This is a genomic window from Telluria sp. LT2P34 (genome assembly GCF_059685915.1).
This window is the reverse complement of the sequence record NZ_JCASIN010000009.1, coordinates 13,610-33,262: the sequence shown is the minus strand read 5'-3', so window position 1 is coordinate 33,262 and position 19,653 is coordinate 13,610. Positions and strand designations below refer to the sequence as shown.

Annotated in this window: 17 protein-coding genes; 7 read left to right on the top strand and 10 right to left on the bottom strand. The window is 62.4% G+C overall.

The window, feature by feature from the left end:
- Window positions 1-4: 4 nt before the first annotated feature.
- Window positions 5-1,237 (bottom strand): pyridoxal-dependent decarboxylase, exosortase A system-associated, encoded by a 1,233-nt coding sequence (locus AC56KZ_RS18805; RefSeq protein ID WP_497163712.1) that lies wholly within the window; start codon window positions 1,235-1,237, stop codon window positions 5-7.
- Complete coding sequence (locus tag AC56KZ_RS18800; protein ID WP_497163711.1) at window positions 1,234-2,808, bottom strand: acyl-CoA ligase (AMP-forming), exosortase A system-associated; 1,575 nt, start codon at window positions 2,806-2,808, stop codon at window positions 1,234-1,236. Before AC56KZ_RS18800 ends, AC56KZ_RS18805 begins: the two co-directional genes overlap by 4 nt.
- A 108-nt stretch (window positions 2,809-2,916) precedes the next feature.
- Between AC56KZ_RS18800 and AC56KZ_RS18795 the strand changes: the two genes are divergently transcribed.
- The 6 genes from AC56KZ_RS18795 (at window position 2,917) to AC56KZ_RS18770 (ending at window position 8,448) form a co-directional block, all read left to right on the top strand.
- Complete coding sequence (locus tag AC56KZ_RS18795) at window positions 2,917-4,131, top strand: DegT/DnrJ/EryC1/StrS family aminotransferase (protein WP_497163710.1); 1,215 nt, start codon at window positions 2,917-2,919, stop codon at window positions 4,129-4,131.
- A complete protein-coding gene (locus AC56KZ_RS18790) occupies window positions 4,128-5,153 on the top strand; it encodes a GNAT family N-acetyltransferase (RefSeq protein ID WP_497163709.1) in 1,026 nt (341 codons plus the stop codon). Before AC56KZ_RS18795 ends, AC56KZ_RS18790 begins: the two co-directional genes overlap by 4 nt.
- Before the next feature lie 83 nt (window positions 5,154-5,236).
- Window positions 5,237-5,485: an acyl carrier protein gene (locus tag AC56KZ_RS18785; protein WP_497163708.1), complete on the top strand. Its 249-nt coding sequence runs from the start codon at window positions 5,237-5,239 to the stop codon at window positions 5,483-5,485.
- Window positions 5,482-6,339, top strand: a complete 858-nt coding sequence (locus AC56KZ_RS18780) for a hydrolase 2, exosortase A system-associated (protein ID WP_497163707.1) — start codon at window positions 5,482-5,484, stop codon at window positions 6,337-6,339. The genes AC56KZ_RS18785 and AC56KZ_RS18780 overlap by 4 nt, the downstream gene beginning before the upstream one ends.
- A gap of 10 nt (window positions 6,340-6,349) precedes the next feature.
- Complete coding sequence (locus AC56KZ_RS18775) at window positions 6,350-7,180, top strand: hydrolase 1, exosortase A system-associated (protein ID WP_497163706.1); 831 nt, start codon at window positions 6,350-6,352, stop codon at window positions 7,178-7,180.
- Window positions 7,181-7,188: 8 nt separating this feature from the next.
- Window positions 7,189-8,448 carry a glycosyltransferase gene (locus AC56KZ_RS18770; protein ID WP_497163705.1) on the top strand — a complete coding sequence of 420 codons (1,260 nt, stop codon included), beginning with the start codon at window positions 7,189-7,191 and terminating at the stop codon, window positions 8,446-8,448.
- 549 nt (window positions 8,449-8,997) lie between these two features.
- Here the strand turns inward: AC56KZ_RS18770 and AC56KZ_RS18765 are convergent.
- Window positions 8,998-10,227 (bottom strand): acyltransferase family protein, encoded by a 1,230-nt coding sequence (locus AC56KZ_RS18765; protein WP_497163704.1) that lies wholly within the window; start codon window positions 10,225-10,227, stop codon window positions 8,998-9,000.
- A 384-nt stretch (window positions 10,228-10,611) separates the two neighbouring features.
- Between AC56KZ_RS18765 and AC56KZ_RS18760 the strand changes: the two genes are divergently transcribed.
- Window positions 10,612-11,643 carry an acyltransferase gene (locus AC56KZ_RS18760; RefSeq protein ID WP_497163703.1) on the top strand — a complete coding sequence of 344 codons (1,032 nt, stop codon included), beginning with the start codon at window positions 10,612-10,614 and terminating at the stop codon, window positions 11,641-11,643.
- Window positions 11,644-11,652: 9 nt separating this feature from the next.
- Here AC56KZ_RS18760 and AC56KZ_RS18755 read toward each other — a convergent pair whose 3' ends face one another.
- The 7 genes from AC56KZ_RS18755 to AC56KZ_RS18725 all read right to left on the bottom strand — a co-directional run bounded on the left by AC56KZ_RS18755 (window position 11,653) and on the right by AC56KZ_RS18725 (window position 19,518).
- Window positions 11,653-13,380: a 6-pyruvoyl-tetrahydropterin synthase-related protein gene (locus AC56KZ_RS18755; RefSeq protein ID WP_497163702.1), complete on the bottom strand. Its 1,728-nt coding sequence runs from the start codon at window positions 13,378-13,380 to the stop codon at window positions 11,653-11,655.
- 30 nt (window positions 13,381-13,410) lie between these two features.
- Window positions 13,411-14,649, bottom strand: a complete 1,239-nt coding sequence (locus AC56KZ_RS18750) for a carboxylate--amine ligase (RefSeq protein WP_497163701.1) — start codon at window positions 14,647-14,649, stop codon at window positions 13,411-13,413.
- Window positions 14,642-15,250 carry an arsenate reductase/protein-tyrosine-phosphatase family protein gene (locus AC56KZ_RS18745; RefSeq protein ID WP_497163700.1) on the bottom strand — a complete coding sequence of 203 codons (609 nt, stop codon included), beginning with the start codon at window positions 15,248-15,250 and terminating at the stop codon, window positions 14,642-14,644. Before AC56KZ_RS18745 ends, AC56KZ_RS18750 begins: the two co-directional genes overlap by 8 nt.
- Window positions 15,247-16,305, bottom strand: coding sequence for a polysaccharide deacetylase family protein (locus tag AC56KZ_RS18740; protein WP_497163699.1), 1,059 nt, complete (start codon window positions 16,303-16,305; stop codon window positions 15,247-15,249). The genes AC56KZ_RS18745 and AC56KZ_RS18740 overlap by 4 nt, the downstream gene beginning before the upstream one ends.
- A gap of 77 nt (window positions 16,306-16,382) precedes the next feature.
- Window positions 16,383-18,107: a 6-pyruvoyl-tetrahydropterin synthase-related protein gene (locus AC56KZ_RS18735; RefSeq protein WP_497163698.1), complete on the bottom strand. Its 1,725-nt coding sequence runs from the start codon at window positions 18,105-18,107 to the stop codon at window positions 16,383-16,385.
- Entirely contained in the window at window positions 18,104-19,153 is a 1,050-nt protein-coding gene (locus AC56KZ_RS18730) for a glycosyltransferase family 2 protein (RefSeq protein WP_497163697.1), read from the bottom strand. Before AC56KZ_RS18730 ends, AC56KZ_RS18735 begins: the two co-directional genes overlap by 4 nt.
- Window positions 19,129-19,518: a GtrA family protein gene (locus tag AC56KZ_RS18725; RefSeq protein ID WP_497163696.1), complete on the bottom strand. Its 390-nt coding sequence runs from the start codon at window positions 19,516-19,518 to the stop codon at window positions 19,129-19,131. The genes AC56KZ_RS18730 and AC56KZ_RS18725 overlap by 25 nt, the downstream gene beginning before the upstream one ends.
- Between the last annotated feature and the right edge of the window lie 135 nt (window positions 19,519-19,653).

Genomic DNA, 19,653 nt, shown 5'->3' with positions numbered 1-19,653 from the left:
CTTTCTAAACCAGCACCTCGGCCGGCAGCGCATGCCCGAGGAAGCCGACCGGACTGGTTGACAAGCCGTAGGCGCCCGACTGGAACACCACCACCAGGTCGCCCGGCTCGGCCGGCGCCAGTTCCATCTTGTCGGCCAGGATATCGAGCGGCGTGCACAGGGGGCCCACGACCGAGGCGTTTTCGCGCTCGAGCGTCGCCATCCGGGTGCCGATCGCGACCGGATAATTTTTGCGGATCACCTGGCCCAGGTTGCCCGAGGCGGCCAGGTGGTGGTGCATGCCGCCGTCGGTGACGAGGAACACCTGGCCGCGCGACTCCTTGCGGTCGATAATCTTCGCCACATACACCCCGGCCTCGCCGACCAGGTAGCGGCCCGATTCGAGCGAGACCCGCGCATGGGTAAGGGCGCCGTCGAGGCGACCGAGCGCCAGCGCGAGACTTTCTCCGATGGCGTCGAGCACCAGAGGCGCCTCGCCGGGAAAATACGGGATGCCGAAGCCAGCGCCGAGGTTCAGCACTTGCAGCGGCGCGCGGGCGCCGTCGGCCAGTCGCGCAGCCAGCTCGAAGCTGCGGGTATGGGCCTCGATGATGGCGTCGGCCTTCAAACTTTGCGAGCCGCAGAAGATGTGAAAGCCCAGCATGTCGAGGTCAAACGCCGCCGCTTGCGCCAGGCGCGCCGGCACCTGTTCGGCGTCGATGCCGAAGGGCTTGGCGCCGCCGCCCATGCGCATGCCGGAGGATTTCAGTTCGAAGTCGGGATTCACCCGCAGCACGACGCGCGGACGGATGCCGAGCGTGTCGCCGGCACGCGCCACCCGCTCGATTTCGGCGCCCGACTCGAGGTTGATGCAGACCCCGGCCGCCACCGCGCGGGCCAGTTCGGCATCGGTCTTGCCCGGGCCGGCAAAGCTGATGTGGGCGGGATCGAAGCCGGTGTCGAGCGCGGTTTTGAGTTCGCCCGCAGACGCCACGTCGAGGCCGTCCACCAGGGCGGCCAGGTGCTGCACCAGCGCCGGCATCGGATTGGCCTTGATCGAGTAATGCAGGCGGATTTGCTCCGGCAGCGCCGCGCGCACTGCGGCCACGCGCGCCGTCAGCAGCGCCCGGTCATAGGCATAGAAGGGGGTGCTGCCCACGCGCGCAGCCAGGCGCGTGAGCGTGACGCCGCCCACCTGGAGTTCGTCGCCGGCGACGGAAAACTGGGTTTGCGGCGCGTGTACGGGTTTGCTGCTCATGTTTGGGGACTTTCAAATAACGTGGCAAATTCCGCCCGCAGCGATGCGCGGTCGATCTTGCCATTCGGATTACGCGGAAAGGGCTCGCGCCGCAGCGCCACGTGGACCGGCACCATATATGCCGGAAGCTGGCGCTGGCAAGCCTTGAGCAGCGCCTGCGGCTCGGCCTCGGCGGCCACTGCCAGCAGCACGATGGCCTGGCCGAGCTCGGGATGGGGCACGCCGAATACCACGACGTCGTCGACCAGGCCGCTGGCATGCACGACTTCCTCGACTTCAAGCGGACTGACTCGGTAGCCCGATACCTTGATCAGGTCGTCGCCGCGGCCGACGAAATACAGGTAGCCGTCCTCGTCGGCGTACACGGTGTCGCCCGACCAGACCGCCATTTCGGGCAGCGGCAGTCCGGGATCCTGTCCGGGGGCCGGCTTGAAACGTTCGGCGGTCTTGGCCGGGTCGTTCCAGTAGCCGAGCGCGACCAGGGCGCCGCGATGCACCAGTTCGCCTGGCTCGTGCGGCGCGCAGCGGCTGCCGTCGGGGCGCACCACCATCACCTCGGCGTTTGGGATCGCGCGGCCCATCGAACCGGGGCGCTGCGCGATCTGGTCCGGCGGCAGGTAGGTCGAGCGGAAGGCCTCGGTCAGGCCGTACATCAGGAACAGCTCGGCATCGGGCAGCCGCGCGCACAGGGCGGCGACCGTGGCACCCGGCAGCGCGCCCCCCGAATTGGTCAGATAGCGCAGGCTGTTCGGGCGCGGCCACTCGAGCCGCGCCAGCTGGTTCCACAGTGGCGGCACCGCCGCCAGCCCGGTGATGGATTCCTCGACCACGGCGCGCACGACATCCTTGGCGAACAGGTGGTTGATCAGCACCACGCAGGCGCCGACATGGAAAGCGCAGGTCAGCTGCGACAGGCCATAGTCGAAACTGAGCGGCAGCACCGACAGCACCCGGTCCGAGGTACGCATGCGCAGGTAGCCGGCAACGCTGGTGGCGCCGGCCACCAAGTTCCGGTGCGACAGCACGACGCCCTTCGGTTTGCCGGTACTGCCTGAGGTATACAGGATGGCGGCGACATCGGTATCGATCCGGCGGTGCGTCGCCATCAAGCCATCGGTCGCCCCGCCCTGCCATTCGCGCAGCACCAGCCTGAGGGGCAGGCCGTGGCGCACGGCGGCGCCGGTGACGAGGACCGTATGCAGGTCGGGGCAAGCGGCCAGCGCCGGCGCCAGCAGCGTCAAGCGTTCGGGCGAGGTCACCAGCACCCGCACATTGCAGTCGGCCAGGATGTGCGCGACCTGGTCGGGTTTCAGGAGCGGGTTGACCGGTACGAACACGGCGCCGGCCGCCGCCGCCCCGAACAGGGCGGCCACGTTTTCGACGCGCTTCTCCAGGTACACCGCGACCCGTTCACCGGCCTCGATCCCGGCGTCCAGCAGCGCCTGGGCGGCGCCGCGCACTTCCCCTGCCAGGGCCGCATAATCGAGGCGCTGGCCGGCGTACACCAGCGCCGGCGCGGTCGGCCGACGCTCGGCGGTACGGAACAGGAAGTCGTGGACCAGGTCGCTCATTGATTGTTTCCAAAGCCGCAATCTTACCATTGGCACGAGCCGAAACCCCTTGATAAACGTGCCCGGCGATTGTGCTCGACCGGAACATGTGGCTGCGCGTATACTTTAATGATGCGCAACCTGAAACAGACCACCACGACCGGCATGGGAGCGCTCCAGCCCGCCGTGCCGATTGCGCCATTGTTGTCGTTCGGGGCATTCGGGCGCTCGGGCAAGGGCATGCCCTGCGTGCTCGACGCCGGCCCGGCGCGCCTGGTCACCAGCGGGCGCATCGCGATCGGCCTTGCGCTGCGCGAAATGGGCGTGGGCGAAGGCGACGTGGTGCTGCTGCCGGCGTATCACAGCATGTCGATGGTGTCGCCGGTGCTGTGGCGCGGCGCAACAGCGGTGTTCTACAAGGTCGGCCCGGATACCGCGGTCGACCTGGCGGACGTCGCCGCCAGGCTGGGCCCGGCAGTGAAGGCGATCATCGCCACCAATTACTTCGGTTTTCACCAGGATCTGGTGCGCATCCGCGCCTTTTGCGACGCGCACGGCATCGCGCTGCTCGAAGACTGCGCCCACTGCTTCTTCGGCGAGCACGCGGGCCGCCCGGTCGGCTCCTTCGGCGACTACGCCATCGCCAGCAGCATGAAGTTCTTCCCGGTGTACGAAGGCGGCGTACTGGTGTCGGCGCGCCATTCGCTGGCGGGCGTGCCCCTGCATTCGGCCGGTGCCGGCTTCGAAGCGAAGGTGGCGCTGACCACGCTGGAAAAGAGTTTTGCCTATCGCCGCCTGGGCGCGCTGCGAGCGGCGCTGTGGCTGCCTTTGAGGGCGAAGGACCTGATATGGCGGGCGCTGAAGGCACGCCGGCCCGCGGCTCCAGGAGCCGCCGCGCTCGCGCCGGATTCGTCCGACAGCAGCTATCGCTTCGATCCGCGCTGGATCGACAAGCGCTCCTCGATTTTTTCGCGGCTGATGTTGCGCATCGTCTCGCGCCGGCGCATCGTAGCCCTGCGCCGCGCTCACTACCTGCGCCTGCAACACGCGGTGCGGGGCCTGCCCGGCTGCCGGCCGCTGTTCGCGCACCTGCCGGACGGTGTCTGCCCGTGGCAGTTCCCGCTGCTGGTCGACGATCCGGAGCCGCTGTTTCAACGCCTGCGTGGGCAGGGTGTGCCGGTGGTCCGCTTCGCCGAAACCTTGTGGCCAGGCGTCGACGCCGCCACCTGCGCCAACAGCGCCTACCTGTCGCGCCACGTGCTGGCCTTTCCCTGCCACCAGGAGCTAACGCCCTCGGAGCTGGACTGGATGATCGCGCGCATCAAGGAAGCGGGCGCCGCATGAGCTGGTCGCTGGCTCCGGTCTCCGCCTTCGCCGAGTTCGCCCCGCGCTGGGAGGCGCTGCACCTGGCCGCGCGCACGCCGCCGATGCTCTCCGCCAACTTCGTCGCGCCGCTGCTGGACGAATTCGCCGGCAGCGGTGAGCTGCTCGCCTGCTATACGAGCGGCGGCCAGGTCCGCGCCATGGCCGTGCTGACGCGCGGCGCGCGCGGCGCCTGGTCGACCTTCCAGCCGCCTCAGGCCCCCCTCGGACTATGGCTGCAGGAAGCCGGCGCCGATACCGCGCCCCTGCTCGACGCGCTGTTTGCCGTGCTGCCCGGCTTGCCGCTGGTGCTCGCGCTCACGCAGTGCGATCCGTTGTTCGCTCCACGCCCCCCCGCTGGCGCGCGCCAGCATAGCCTTGACTATATCGACACGGCCCGCATCACGGTCGCGGGCAGCTTCGACGACTTCTGGAACGGGCGCGGCAAGAACCTGCGCAGCAACCTGAAAAAGCAGCGCGCGCGCCTCGAGAAAGACGACGTGGCGCTCAGCCTCGAGACGATTCGCACGCCTGCAGACGTGGCGGCGGCGATCGTCGACTACGGGCGCCTCGAGGGCGGCGGCTGGAAGGCGCAAGACGGCACCGCGATCGGCGCCGAGAACGCCCAGGGCCGCTTTTATCGCGCGATGCTGACCGCGTTTTGTAGCCAGGGGCTTGGGCGCATCTACCGCTACCGCTTCGGCGACCAGGTGGTGGCGATGGACCTGTGTATCGAAAACGACGACTGTATCGTGGTGTTGAAGACCGCCTACGACGAAAGCGTCCCTTCGGCCTTCTCGCCCGCCTTCTTGATGCGTGAAGCGATCTGCCGCCAGTTGTTCGACGAGGGCCGCTTCGCGCGCATCGAGTTCTACGGAAAAGTGATGCCCTGGCATCTGCGCTGGACCGATGAAGTACGCACCCTGTACCACCTGAACCGCTACCGCTGGGCGCCGCTGAAGGCGCTGCACCTGCGTCTGCAGCGGCGGGCAAGACAGCCATGAGCGTCATGGCCGATTTGCTACAATCCTGCGCATCGCCTTGGCGCTGTCGCCACTGCGCTTCCTCACCGATTTCTGGAGTTCGGATGTATCTAGACCAAGTAAAAACCATCCTGATCGATGTCCTCAACCTGGGTGAGGCCGGCCAGGCGCTGGGCGCCGATTCGCCCCTGCTGGGCGCCGTCCCGGAACTCGATTCGATGGCCGTGGTCGGCGTGATCGGCGCCCTCGAGGACAGCTTCGGCATCGTCGTCGACGACGACGACATCAGCGCCAGCACCTTTGAAACTCTGGGCAGCCTGGCCGCTTTCGTCGCCGAGAAAACGCAGCAATGAGCGCGGCGGTGGACAGCCCTGGCGCCCAGCCCTTCTTCCTCGCACGGGACGATGGCCAGCGCTTTTGCCTGTATTACCCGCCCGCTGACTACCCGCCGGCTGGCTCCGCCTGCCGCGGCGCTGTGCTCTACCTGCATCCGTTTGCCGAAGAGACGAACCGTTCGCGCCGGATGGCGGCCCTGCAGTCGCGCGCGCTGGCCGCGCTGGGTTATGGTGTGTTGCAGATCGACCTGCATGGCTGCGGCGACAGCAGCGGCGACTTCAACGAGGCGCGCTGGAGCACCTGGAAGGACGACGTAGCCGCGGGCTGCGCCTGGCTGAGCGAGCGCCTAGGGCAACCAGTCACGCTCTGGGGCCTGCGCCTGGGCGCGCTGCTGGCGCTCGATTACGCCGCCGGCGCGGCGGTGCGCCCTGCGCGCCTGCTGCTGTGGCAACCGGTCACCAGCGGCGCCTCCCACCTGACCCAGTTCCTGCGCCTGCGCATCGCCAACGACATGCTCGGCGGCGAACCCGCGCGCGGTGGCACTGAAGCGCTGCGCAAGACGCTGGCGGCCGGTGAGATGCTGGAAATCGCCGGCTACGACCTGGCGCCGGCGCTGGCGGCAGCCATCGACGGCGCTGACGCCACCAAGCTATTTCCGATTGGGATCCCGGTCGATTGGTTCGAGATCGGCGCCGGCGCCGGACGCCCGGTGTCGCCGGCGACCGAGCGGGTGGCGACCAACTGGCGCCTGGTCGGAGTGCGGGTGAACCTGCATGCGGTAGCCGGGCCGCCGTTCTGGTCGACCCCGGAAATGACCGAATCGGCAGCCCTGGTCGAGGCCACCTGCCAGTGCCTGATGGAGCAGCCATGAAGGAACAGCCATGATGCGAGAGCAGGCGCTCGCCTTCCGCTGCGAGCAGGACTGGTTGTACGGCGTCGCCAGCCTGCCGCAGCAAGCGTGCACGCGCGGCGTGCTGATCGTGGTGGGCGGCCCCCAGTACCGGGTCGGCAGCCATCGCCAGTTCGCCCTGCTCGCGCGCAGCCTGGCCGAACAGGGAATCGCGGCGCTGCGCTTCGACTACCGCGGAATGGGCGACAGCGAAGGCCAGCCGCGCAGTTTCGAGTTGGTCGATGCCGACCTGCGGGCCGCCACCGACGCGTTTTTCGCGGCCGTACCCAGCCTGCGTGAGGTGGCGCTGTGGGGTCTTTGCGACGGTGCGTCGGCGGCCCTGTTCTACGCGGCGCAGGATGCGCGCGTGACCGGCGTGGCCCTGCTTAATCCCTGGGTGCGCACCGAACAGGGCATCGCCAGGGCAACCATCAAGCACTATTACCGGGCGCGCCTGTTCGACCCGACGCTGTGGCGCAAGCTGCTGGGAGGACGCTTCGAGTGGCGCACCGCCGTGGCGTCGCTGCGCCAGCTCATGGGCAGCGCGCGCCAGCCGGATGCAGGCAATACCCTTTTCCTCCCCGAACGAATGCGCACCAGCCTCGAGTCGTTCTCCGGAAAAGTCCTCCTGATCACCAGTGGCAAGGACCTGACGGCGCGCGAATTCGACGACCTGGCGGCGGCGTCGCCTGCCTGGCGCCGCCTGCTGGCGGCGCCGCGCGTGACCCGGCACGAGCTGGCCGCGGCCGACCACACGTTTTCGCGCCGCGCCTGGCGCGACCATGTCGCCGCATGGACGGCAGCGTGGTTGCGTTCGTGGTAAATCATGCGGTGAATCACGCGCCAAAGCGCGTGCTGATGATCGCCTTTCACTTTCCGCCGCAGCGTGGCAGCAGCGGCGTGCAGCGCACGCTGGCGTTTTCGCGCCACCTGCCCGCGCTCGGCTGGCAGCCGGCCGTGCTGACTGCGCATCCGCGCGCCCACGCCAGCCGGGGCGAGGAACAGGTCAGAGAAATCGCCCCGGATCTGCCGGTGGAACGTGCCTTCGCACTCGACACCGCGCGCCATTTGAGCATCCGCGGCCGTTACCTGGGCCTGCTGGCCTTGCCCGACCGCTGGGTGGCCTGGTGTCTGGGCGCGATTCCCGCCGGCCTGCGCATGATCCGGCGCCTGCGCCCGGCCGTGATCTGGTCGACCTATCCGATCGCGACCGCCCACCTGATCGGGCTGGCGCTGCACCGGATGACGGGCCTGCCCTGGGTGGCCGACATGCGCGACCCGATGATCGACGCCGAGTATCCGCGCGCACCTGCCGAGCGCAGCTTTTTTACCTGGATCGAAGCGCGTACCGTCAGGCATGCAGCGCGCGTCGTCTGCACCACCCGCGGCGCCATCGCGGCCTACCGCGACAAGTACCCGGAGCTTGACCCCGCCAAATTCGTCCTGATCGAAAACGGCTACGACGAGGACAATTTTGCCGGCGCCCAGGCGGCTCCCCGCGCGGACGAATCGCAGCCCTTGCTGCTGCTCCACAGCGGCATCATCTACCCTTCCGAACGCGATCCGGTGCCATTTTTCCAGGCCCTGGCGGCGTTACTGGCGGAGGGAAAAATATCGGCGGCGAGTCTGCAGGTGCGCCTGCGCGCGGCGGTGCACGATGCCTACCTCGGCGGGCTGATCGAGCATTACGGGATCGGCACAATCGTCTCGCTGGCGCCGCACCTGCCTTACCGCGAGGCGCTCTCCGAAATGCTGTCGGCAGACGCCTTGCTGGTGCTGCAAGGGGCGAACTGCAATTGCCAGGTGCCCGCCAAGCTCTACGAATACCTGCGCGCGCGGCGCCCGATCCTGGCGCTGACCGACGGCGCCGGCGACACCGCTGCCACCCTGCGCCGGGCCGGTATCAATGCCATCGGCCCGCTCGACGAGCCGGCGCGCATCGCCGCGCTACTGCTCGATTTCCTCGCGAGCGTCAAGGCAGGCGGCGTAGTACTGCCGGCCGATGCGGTGGTGCTGGCCAACTCGCGCCAGGCACGCGCGCTGCAGCTGGCTGCGCTGCTCGACGAGCTTATCGTCCAGCGCGAGGCCTGATCGGTCCAGACGAACTCTGCTATCCAGGCAGAGTCCGCGACCGCATTGCGTCGCTGCGGTGTGTCATGGTTTGGGGGGTAGTGATCTCGCACGCCCGGAATATGTTTTGCTCGCCGAACTTGGCAGTGGCCGATTCGATCTCATGAAGGCTTTTTCCAAAGCGCGCTTTTCCGGACCACAGCGACCGTACTGACCTTCCTGTCGGGCTACATGTTATTCAGCTCCGGACTCGACCGCAAACCCGCGCAACCGGCGTCCCGGAACTTCGATTCGCTGATCCTTCCTTTCCTGAGCTTTGACCTGCCCCTGCTGGCGGCCGCCGTCACTGGGCAAGGGCTGCTTCGACTTGGATTGGGTCCTCAACCGATCGGCGCCGATGCGGCCACATGGCTGGACGCTGCATTCGGTCTACACGCTCCCATGTCGTGTGCGCAAATGCCGAGCAATTGCAGGTTGAGAACGCCTGACAAAATCTCAGGGCAAGGGATGCGGCTACCCGACGCGGCGACGAACGGGCAAGGACTGAGCATTATGTGTGGTGCAGTCCCGTTACGAGGCTGGTTGCAACTCTGCGTCCCTTACAGCCGGCACCTCGGTGAGAACGGCAGGAGCAACGCGTCGCTGATGGCGCGTGCTCATGAAAGGCGCTTCGCAGTATCGATAGAAAAAATAGCAGAGCGTTGACGTGAGCACGATGGTAAATATGAGATACAGCGGGTTTCGTGGCGACAGCAATTGTCGAGCGATCATGTCCGGCAGGAGGTAGAGTTTACCGTGTAACAAGTACAGGGAATAACTCGAGGCGCCCAGGAATAAAAACGGTTTCAGCAGCGCAGTGCGCAGCACTTGCCACGCAGGCCGCCCAGTATGCCCCGCGAACGCTTGCTCAACGCCACCCCCGCACCACAGCAATCCCGCCGAGTAGAGCGAGAACACGATGAAACCGGCTTGCGCTGACATGGCCGCCTCCAGGCGGGCCGACCAGGCAGGGGAATAAACTGCAACAAGGCCGCCGGCCATTAGGACACCCAAGCCGAGCAAAGCACAAGGCCCTGCATGGCGGCCGAAGATACCCTGTGCGGTCCAGCCCTCCTCATGCAGGTAGCGCAAGGCGAGACCGCATGAGAATGCCGGCCAATACGGCAGGAACAGGCCGGTCACGTTGGCAGTGGCTGGTATCAGGCTTATTCCCAACACAAGCACGAGCAGCACGCGCCAGATACGCGGGAAAAACAGGACCCCATACATAACCAGGTAGAACTGGAATTCGATGGCCAGGGTCCAGTACACCGCGTTGACCGGAGTGAAGGCTGCCTGCAAGTCACCGGGAGGCGCGACGAAAACCTGTGCCAGGGTAACGATGCCAACCCAGTCCATGCTGCTCAAGTTCATCCAGATGGGCGTCGGAGTGACGAACACGCCGTTCTTGACCGAACTGATTAACTCGAACAGGTAAGGCAGCGCCAGTACGACCACGATGGAAATCCAGAACGGCGGAAAGATGCGCATGAAGCGGCGTTTCAGGAATGCGGCAGGAGTGCGGCCACTGGTCACCGCGGCAGCGGTTGCGGAGTACAGGCAGTAGCCCGAGATGACGAAGAACAAAGCCACGCCAAAATGACCGTGAGCGGCAAGGGGGGCTGCTGCAGGACTGGACGAAAGCACCATTGGGTAGATATGGAACGCGAAGACCCACAGTGCAGCCAGGCCGCGCGCGGCCTCCAGGAAGAGTAATGGCATAAAAAGTCTGGTAAAAAAGCGCTGCTGGTGACGGCGCATGTCGTACGGAGCGGCTCAAAGGTACAGCCTGAGTCAGCAAACCCGAGTCGACAGCAGAGCCGATATGAGGATGAACTTGTTGGAACTGATTAAAGCGTTACAACCCCCTGTTGCGCTACCAAGGTTTGGTGCCTACGTTCTTGTAGGGACACCAATGGCAGCGCAATAAAAGTTACCTTAAGGCAGATTTTGATCTATAAATGCTGTATTGGCAAGCGGCGAATTACTGCAAGAACCACTGAGGCGGTGCTGGGTTGCACCTGCGAGGCAAGCTCGAAAGCAATGCTTGGTTAGTGGCAAATTTGCGACTACCTTGTTGTTTTACCGATAGGCAGCTGATACCCTGTTTAAATTGCAATTACTTCATTTTTCGTGAACCCTATCGTGCCACGTATCACAAGCGTCGATTCTTTCCGCGTGCTGGCTATCTTGGCCGTCATTGTCATACATACGGTTCCTTTTTCGGAGTCGAAGAGCATTGGCAACGAGTTAAATCTGGCACTCATCGTCAACCAACTGGCGCGTTTTGCAGTTCCTTTTTTCTTTGTCGCATCCGGTTATTTCTGGTCAAAAAAAATCACCACTCGCGAAGAAATACTCGCGCTGTCGATAAAAGCAGCCAGACGCATTCTTACGCTTTTCCTGTTGTGGTCGTTCGCTTATGTCTGCATCACAGGGACTAACCTCCTGTTGATGAACGGACACGCTGCTTATTTGAAAGAAGTGCACTTCTTTCTCGATGCCCTGATTCATCGCCCTCTCACTTCGCTGCTTCAGGGAAGTAAAGGTCATCTGTGGTTTTTGCCCGCCCTGCTCATCAGTCTACTGGCCACGGCCTTCTTTCTAGCAAAAAATCAACTCCGCGCATTGCTCATAGTTGCGCTTGGTTTTTACATTATTGGCCTGCTGGGGGGCGCCTATCGCGACAGCCCTCTTGGTATTCAGGCGCATTTCAATTTTAGAAACGGCCCTTTCTTTGGCCTTTTGTTTTTCGTCGCTGGCCACGTGTTGCAGCAATTCGAGCCAAAGCATTCTTGGTTGATGTATGGATTTTTCCTCACCATCGCTGCGCTTATAGGTCAATTTTTTGAGTTGAATTTTCTTTTCAACACATGGGGGACAAGCCGTTTGCAAGATTATGTGTTCAGTACGTTTTTTCTAGGCATTGGAGTGTCCATGATGGCACTCTCGAATCATCCCAAACTCAGCTGGGATAAACTCTCGGCTTTTGGACCGCTCATTTTGGGGGTGTATGCTGTCCATTTCATATTCGTGGAGCTGCTCGCTTTCCAGCACCACTGGACCGGAATTGCATGGGCTGACGACATTCTGTATATAACTGCCGTATTCGTACTTTCAGCGTCGGCAGCATCGCTAATGTCACGCTTCAGCATTACAAAACCGCTTGTCGCTTAATGCAAGCGTTTACCTCTCGACTTTGTTCGGAATTACCCGCCTTAGAGCAGCCAGCGATTTATCACCTTGTTCCCGGTTCCGAAATCGTGATTGCTCCTTGCGTTGTGCGCGGCGTCTGAGGAATTCGAGGGTGGCCAGCAGGCAGAGCGCCATTGCACTGATGCGCAAGCCGTGTTTTTCCGCAGCCAGGGGGACCCATTGCAGGGCGACTACATGCTGGCCAGCCGGCAATTCGACCAGAAACATTCCCGTGGCCTTGTCCACGGCGTAGGGATAAATCTGGCCATCCACGCTGGCCTGCCAAGCCGGGAATGCGAACACGGGCAAACGCACGCTGACGGAGCGGGGGCTTGTGATTACAACCGACATCTCGTGGGTACATTGTCGCGGTTCGCTGCACGCGATCTGCAGGCGGCGGCATTCGCCGGCCAGCTTGCCCTCGTCTGCATACCATTTCCATTCTGGGCCATGTACCGCCGGCAGGTACTCTGGCTGCCCGAAGCGCCCTGCCATAACGGTTCCCCGGTCGGGAAGGCGTTCCCCGCCGCGAATGATTTTCCATTCCAACACAGCGATCTGTCCGAAATATGCGAAGAACAGGCATACTGCTGCCACCCTGGCCGTCATACCCCAACGACGCCAGGCCCCTTCGTTCAATTGGATCATGAATGCTACCCCTGCCAGCAACGTTGCCAAGAACAGGAAACGGTAGGGAAACTGCAGTTTATGTAGTGGGGTGAACACCGAGTAAAGGGGATAAGCCAGTTCGCTGCCGAGAACGAGAGCCGCAAGCGCGACAATGGCCAGCCGGCGCGCCGTGGTGGTCATCGGTGTGGGTTGCTTCGCCTTATCAGGCAACAGGGCCAAAATGCCCATGATGAGCGCGAGCAATGGGAACGGCCACTGTGGCCCGAGCCATTTGATCCCGTACTGGAAGTAAGTAAACAGGGGAAAGATGAATCCGCGCCGCCAGTCAAACCCGTTGCCATTCGTCCAACCCGCAGGCGTAATAAGGCGCAGTTCCGTCAATGCCGGGTACAGATAAAACGCTGCCAGCCCGAAGCCCAGGGCGACGCCAGCCCCCCAAACGAGGTGACTACGGATCGTCGTTCGGCTCGGGAATGCGAAGATCAGCCTGGCCAGCCCTGTACACATCACTGTCATCATTGCGCTTAGCAGGTGGCTCAGGCATATAAGGGCAATCAAGACGGCCAGGTGCCCGGAACGCGGGCGTTCCCGAATGCTTTCTGCAACAAACCATATGCTGAACGGGAAGCTTAGTACCCATGGGAATGCGGCCATTTGCGTCGACAGGAAAAACATCGGCGGACAGGCCACTACAAACATGACCCCGAGCGCCCCGCGATACGGGCGATACTGGCGTAGGAAAGACCGATAGACGACGATGCTTAACAGCAAGTAAACGCTGACGCCTCCTGACAGCAGGCTGTACGGCATTGACATGCCAAGAAGCGCGAAACAGCTAGTGAGATAGTAAAAGAGCGGCTGGTAATAAAAGAAGGTCGGGTCACCCAAGCCGTCGAACGAAGCATACGCCCAGCGCGGCAGCAGCCGGCCCTCTTGCAGTGCCGAGTGAAACTGGTCGGACCAACGCAGGTGCACGGCAGCATCCCATTGCGCGGCCAGCTGCATCGTCAACAACGGATAAGACCAGAGCACGAGGATAAACACGAGCACACCGATTGAGGCCAAGAGCCTGGCATTCAAGCGGATCATCGGTTTTTCGTCATGTCGTTTGGATTGATATCAGCGGCTGCGCGCACCAGGAATTGCTTTCCGAAGCATTTGCCCCAAGTCGCTGAAGAATGGCTTAGGATCGCGTGTATCGAAAACGTAGTAGCGGCTGCTGGGGCGCAGAAAATCGATGCAAAATCCTACCAACGTCGGTAACCGTCGAAATACCAGCGTCTTGTCCGCAATATGCTGCTGGCCGAACAGGACACGCAGCAGGCGCTTCGTCTCCGGCACCATATAGCGGCAACGCATGCCGCTGCGATAAGGCGCATTCACGACCTGTTCGCCAAGGCCGAGCACCTGGTAGCACAGGGTCGGGAAATTGGCGCCGGCATGATAGGCCAGCGGCAGGCTGCCCCAGAAGCGGCCATTAATTTCCATCAGTGCCGACTCGCCCGTGGCCGGGTCATGGCGATATTCGACCATCGCCACCCCTTCCCAGCCGAGTTCGCGCAGCAGGGCCACCGACTTGTCCATCAGTTCAACATGCTCTTCACGTCCGATTGATTCGCACATGCTCGAAAATCCGCCTTCGGGCGGCCATTCGTGCAGACGTTTGTGCTGGAAGTTGTACTGCACTTGGCCGTTTTTTATCAGGATAAACTGCCCCAGGCCGTAACCAGGGCAGTATTCCTGAATCAGGGGATAAAGGCCGACCGCTTTGAAAGGCTGCAGGTAGGCCAGCAACTCGGCCGGCGTGTCGCAGTAATGCGTTTTGTCGAGGTGCAGCCCGGCAGCGTCCAGCGCATCGACGACGAGCAGCGGATTGGCCCATTTCAGCACGACCGGAAAACGTAGCGACGTTCCCAGCGCCTCGGCCTGCGCCATGCTGGTGACTTGCTCGGTGCGTGGCGTGCGGATGCCAACGCGCGCTGCGGCCGCATAAGTCCGGTCCTTGTTGAGAACGCTGTCCATGCGCTCATTATCAGCGAACATGATCTTGTAGCCAGTCAGGCGAGGCCGGTGGCGGTTCAGCAAGGCGATATCGCCTTCGGAAATCGCAAACAGGCAGGCCGTGCCGAGGCGCCGATTCAAAGCGACGAGCTGGTCGATCGTTGCTTCCTCGCCTTTGTCGCGCACCAGGCCGGAGCGAAGGTAACGCGAGGTCAGGCCGAGCGCTTGCGCCGAACGCGCAATGCCATGCACTTCGATGCCGCTGCGTCCCAAGTCGCGCACGATCGTCAGTCCGATCGGCGTATCGATGCCAAAGACCACGGCAGGCATCTTGTTGGTGCTCACACTGTCATGCATGCTGACTGGCCTTCTGGTAAGTACGTTCCTGCGCCAGCCCGGCACGCGCGTTCGGCAAGTCAGCGTCCAGGTACCTGACCGCTTGCTTGACGCGTTCAAAGCAGCGATCGAAATAGCGATCGCTCAGCGTGTATGGGTCGTGCAGGTGCGGCATGACGGGTTTGCACCACATGCCAAGCAGGCAGATTTGCACGTCGTCACGGCCGCCCAGCCTGCGCCTGACTTCATGGGCTTGGCGCACCTCCATCACCAGGAACAGGTCGCCAGGACGCACGTCGAAGTCCGGCCATGCCGTAGCGCGATGGACCTCAAGGTCAATGCCGGCGCGCGCGGCGCTGGCGATGGCCGGCGCCGGCGAGCGCCCGCCGGTCGTTGTCGACAGCCCCAGCGAGGCCACGTTCAGGCCGTATTTCACTGCCTCGTGGTGCCCGAATGCGCTACGACAGATATTGCCGTGGCAAACGAATACCACGCGCTGCACCGTCGCGGGCTTTTTCAAGGTAAAAGCCTGCAGGCGGCCAGTGGCCAGTTCAGCGCGGGCCAGCAATGCGCGTACCAGGCCGCGCCAGGTACCGTATTGATTATTGATCCAATTTTTCATACCAAGCTCTTGAATGATCCATGTTTACGCGCCAGCATCCAGCGGCCGAAGCGGTGATACGCAACCTGCGCCGCCATGCGGGGTACAGCGTGTCTTAGCGCGCCCTTGAGGAGAGTGTTCCCCGGCACAGTGTTCGCAGGAATCGTCGATGCCGCCGCCGCCATGCCCGAGGCATCAAAGCGGTCGCTGTTTTGCTGCAGGAAATGGCACAATTTTTTCAGCCGTGATTGGGTCATGTGGTTGCGCCGCGTTTGCTGGAAGGCCAGGTCGCGATTTTGTACATATTCGAACGGATGGGTCAGCACAACCACCAGCGGAATGCCTTCGCTGCGGGCCTTCTCCAGCAAATGCCGCGTTTCGGCAAAGCTCGAGCCGGCGATGGTCAGGGACTTGACGTTTTGTCTGGACCCGATCTTCCAGTCCGAAAACGACAGTACCGGAAACTCCCTGACGCCGTGGCGCTCATGCTGGCCGCTGTAGAGCTTGTAGTCGGGATTGCCACTGTCGTAGATCGCCACGCCCACGTTCGAACTGTAGGGAATGCCGGTCAGCGCAAGAGCGCGGTACAGGTCGTCGCTGTGATTCAGATTACCGCTACGGAAAACCTGGGGGCGGGGAAGCCCCCACTCCCTGAACGTGTCGATGCCCTGGTTGATCAGCTTGACTGCCTCATCGACGCTGCGCTTGCCGATGTCGTCGGTTTCCTTCTGGCCGCGGGTGAGACTCCACCAGTCGGCATGCTGGAATACCGACCAGCAGGGATGGGTATGCAGTTGCACTTCATGTCCTTCCGCATGGATCTTCTGCGCAATCGGGCGCATGGGGTCGTGTCGGAAATGGTGTCGTTGCTGGGTTTCGACGAAGAAGGTCGCCTGTACATCATATTGACGAAACGTGTCGAGCATGAAGCCGAGGCCCTCCGAACGGCCCTCGACATTGCACCAGACCAGAGGCTCCGCGACCGGCTGTCTGGCCTGGTCCGCAAACGCTCCTCCAATACTGAATTCGGTGTCGATGGTAATGCAGACCCGCGTACGTGCTACCGCTGTATTCATGATATTAATGGGTAAAGTTTATTAGCCTGCAGCATGGCGTGCGTTGATATGGGAAGCCGGGTGGCTGCCCTGCAGTCTCAGGCATTGCTCACGGCGCGCGTTTCCCGGGCCTTGTGCAAGCCGCCTGCCCCCTGCCCGGCAGCGCCGGGTGGCTGGCGGCCGCGGCGCAAGCGCCCCGCTGACAGCGTAGCGAGCAGCGCCAGCAGCGCGATCCCCGTGATCCACCAGCCGATGATTTCCGCAGGCATCCGAGACCAGCCCACGTTGACGACATGTACGCCCGGCGAGAGTGTAACCAGAATCAGCCCGGCTGCCTCATCAGCAACCAGGGCAACGGGCTTGCCATCGACCGTAACACGCCACGCTGGGAAGGCAAAGACAGGCAAGCGTACGCTCACCGGTGCGGCAACGGTAATCCGGGTAGAGAAATCATGCGTGCGCTGCACCGTGTCGCTACAAGCGATGTTCAGGCGGGTGCACTCGCCGGCGAACTTGTTCATTGCAAGATAGGCTTCCCAATCGGGGCCGCGGACGCCGGGAATATATTCCGGTTGCCCAAACTTGCCCTGCATGAATGTCGATTGCGCAGGCAGTTTCACCCCACGCTTGACCAGGTCCCACTGCAAGTGCGCCATGATGGCGGCTTGGGCCAATACCAGACCGAGCACAACTATGCGGACAGGCCGAACCCACCGCTGCCACGCCCCTTCGCTTAGCTGGATCACCAGCGCGATGTTTGCCAGCAATAAGGCAACGAAAACAAACCGGTAGGGGAACTGAAGCTTCTGCAGGGGGCTCAGGAGGGCATACAGTGGATAGGCGAGTTCGCTTCCCAGTGCGAGCGCCGCAAGCGCGACATAGCCCAGGCGTTTGGCCGACACCTTACCGGGTGTGTCGGCAGCGCCGGCCAGCCGCGACACAACCAAGGCACTCAGCACCAGCGCAATTAACGCATACGGTACTTGGATAGCGAACCAGCGGAAACCATATTGAGCGAACGTGAACGTCGGCAGGGCAAATGCGCGGCGCCAGTCGAAATTGTCACCCTGGACCCAGCCATTCGTATTAATCAGGTGCAGCTGGCTGATGGCCGGATAGAGGAAGAAACCAGCCAATCCCAGCCCCAGCACTACACCAGCTGCCCACTTGAGATGAGCGGTCACGGCCGGCCGGTTGCTTGGAACGGCAAACACCAGGCGCGCCACGCCAACGCACAGCAGCGCCATCAGGCCGCTGAGCAAATGGCTCAGGCAGATCAACCCGAGAAAAAGGGCAAGGCGCACGGGCCGCGGTTCGGTGCGCGTGCTCTCTGCGACAAACAGCACACTGAAAGGCAAGCTTAGCGCCCACGGGAATGCGCCGACGCTGGCAGTAACAAAATACAGTACCGGGCAGGCCAGGATGAATATCGCTCCCAGCAATGCGGTGCGCTTGTGGTAAGGACGCAGGAGGTAACAATAAACGATAGCGCCAAGCAGCATGAACGGCACCATCGCCGCGCACAGCAAGGCGTATTCCGCGCGCAAGCCGAGCAGCGAAAACGCGCTGGTGATGTAATAGAACAGCGGCTGGTAATAAAGGAAAGTCGGGTCGCCCAGGCCACCGATCGAGGCCGAGGCCCAACGTGGCAGCAACCAGCCTTCACGCAGTGCTGCCAGGAACTGGTCGGCCCAGCGCAGATGGACGATCGTGTCGTTCTGGTAAGGCAGGCGCAAGCTCAGCAGGCTGGAAAGCCAGATCAGCACTGTCAACAGCAGTAGCCACGCCAGGCCCTCGAACCGGTCGCGTCCCGACACTGTCATGGATTGTTTCCGCTATCGGACGCGCCCGCGTCGCGGAGATTAGAACCCAGCAGTCGGTTTACCAGATACAGCGGGCGCTGTTTGACTTCGTTGAAAATTCGCCCCACGTATTCCCCGAGCAAGCCGATCGAAATCAGTTGCACGCCGCCGAGGAAAAGCATAACCGCCATCAGTGACGGATAACCCTTGACCGGATCCGAGAACATCAGTGCTTTCCAGATCACCACTGCTGCATACACGAGCGCCATCACGGCGACCGACAGGCCGAGATAGGTCGCGACCTTGAGTGGCGCTACGGTGAAGGAGGTGATGCCTTCGAGGGCAAAATTCCACAGGTTCCAGTAGTTCCAGGTTGTTGTGCCGGCCGCGCGGGGGTCGCGGCGGTAGAAAACCGGTGTTGAAGGAAATCCGATCCAGGCGAACAGGCCCTTCATGAAACGGTGCTCTTCGCGCAACTGGCAGACCGCATCCACCGCACGCCGCGTCATCAACCGGAAGTCGCCGGTATCGGTCGGGATATTCACGCGGCTAATCTTCTTGATAAGGCGGTAAAAATACTTGGCCGTCAGTTTCTTGAACCAGGTTTCGCCGTCGCGCTGGGTGCGCACGCCATAGACGACGTCATATCCGAGGCGCCAGGAAGCGAGCATTTCCGGAATCAGTTCTGGCGGATCCTGAAGGTCGGAATCGAGAATCACGACAACATCGCCCTTGGTGTGGTCGAGCCCTGCACTCAGCGCAATCTCTTTGCCGAAGTTGCGTGACAAATCGACCACAGCAACATGGGGATCGCGTTCGCGTAGCGCATGCATGAGTGCAAGCGTGGTGTCGCGACTGCCGTCATTGACCAGGACGATTTCGTATTCGCAGCCCAGCTTGGTGAGTACCTCGGTCACGCGCCGGTGAAATTCTCCCAGCACTTCCTGTTCGTTATAGGCCGGCGCGACCACAGAGATACTTGGCATGGCCATCGCATCGCGCGGGGACAGGGCGGCGCTGATACCTGCATTTGCAAATGCCGTTATTTCGGTTTTTGAAATATCCATTTTTTACTTATCAAAAAATTTGCAATGAGAATGGTGGCGGTGGCAATGAACTGGGCAAACAGGAAATGCATGCCAAGGCCCGACAGCTTGCTGACGATCAGGCCGTTGGCGACGGCGCCAACGGCTGCCACAGCAAAAAACCGCGGCATCATCTCGCGATGCGGACGGGTGCTCGCAAACGTGAACCGCTGGTTCAACCAATAGTTGACGCCGGCGCCAAGTGATGCGCCCACTGCCGAGGCGACACCGGGCGAAGCCAGCGACAGCAAGACCAGGGCGGTCAGGGCCAGATAATGCAAGACAGTGCCGGCAGCGCCGACCAGGACGAAGCTGAAGAACTGCAGGGTTGGCGTGCGCAAGGTCATGGCAGCGTTGCGTTGGCCGGCACGAGATTCATTCATAAGGCGGGATTTGGACGGAAAAAGCCTGAGCCCAAGACAGGACTCTGTAATATTCCGATAATTGTAGGAGTTTTCCTAGCGGCGATTCTATCTTAATAG

Coding starts and splice junctions, on each gene's coding strand:
- AC56KZ_RS18805 (WP_497163712.1), bottom strand. CDS start 1,237: ATGAGCAGCAAACCCGTACACGCGCCGCAAACCCAGTTTTCCGTCGCC.
- AC56KZ_RS18800 (WP_497163711.1), bottom strand. CDS start 2,808: ATGAGCGACCTGGTCCACGACTTCCTGTTCCGTACCGCCGAGCGTCGG.
- AC56KZ_RS18795 (WP_497163710.1), top strand. CDS start 2,917: ATGATGCGCAACCTGAAACAGACCACCACGACCGGCATGGGAGCGCTC.
- AC56KZ_RS18790 (WP_497163709.1), top strand. CDS start 4,128: ATGAGCTGGTCGCTGGCTCCGGTCTCCGCCTTCGCCGAGTTCGCCCCG.
- AC56KZ_RS18785 (WP_497163708.1), top strand. CDS start 5,237: ATGTATCTAGACCAAGTAAAAACCATCCTGATCGATGTCCTCAACCTG.
- AC56KZ_RS18780 (WP_497163707.1), top strand. CDS start 5,482: ATGAGCGCGGCGGTGGACAGCCCTGGCGCCCAGCCCTTCTTCCTCGCA.
- AC56KZ_RS18775 (WP_497163706.1), top strand. CDS start 6,350: ATGATGCGAGAGCAGGCGCTCGCCTTCCGCTGCGAGCAGGACTGGTTG.
- AC56KZ_RS18765 (WP_497163704.1), bottom strand. CDS start 10,227: ATGCGCCGTCACCAGCAGCGCTTTTTTACCAGACTTTTTATGCCATTA.
- AC56KZ_RS18755 (WP_497163702.1), bottom strand. CDS start 13,380: ATGATCCGCTTGAATGCCAGGCTCTTGGCCTCAATCGGTGTGCTCGTG.
- AC56KZ_RS18750 (WP_497163701.1), bottom strand. CDS start 14,649: ATGCATGACAGTGTGAGCACCAACAAGATGCCTGCCGTGGTCTTTGGC.
- AC56KZ_RS18745 (WP_497163700.1), bottom strand. CDS start 15,250: ATGAAAAATTGGATCAATAATCAATACGGTACCTGGCGCGGCCTGGTA.
- AC56KZ_RS18740 (WP_497163699.1), bottom strand. CDS start 16,305: ATGAATACAGCGGTAGCACGTACGCGGGTCTGCATTACCATCGACACC.
- AC56KZ_RS18735 (WP_497163698.1), bottom strand. CDS start 18,107: ATGACAGTGTCGGGACGCGACCGGTTCGAGGGCCTGGCGTGGCTACTG.
- AC56KZ_RS18730 (WP_497163697.1), bottom strand. CDS start 19,153: ATGGATATTTCAAAAACCGAAATAACGGCATTTGCAAATGCAGGTATC.
- AC56KZ_RS18725 (WP_497163696.1), bottom strand. CDS start 19,518: ATGACCTTGCGCACGCCAACCCTGCAGTTCTTCAGCTTCGTCCTGGTC.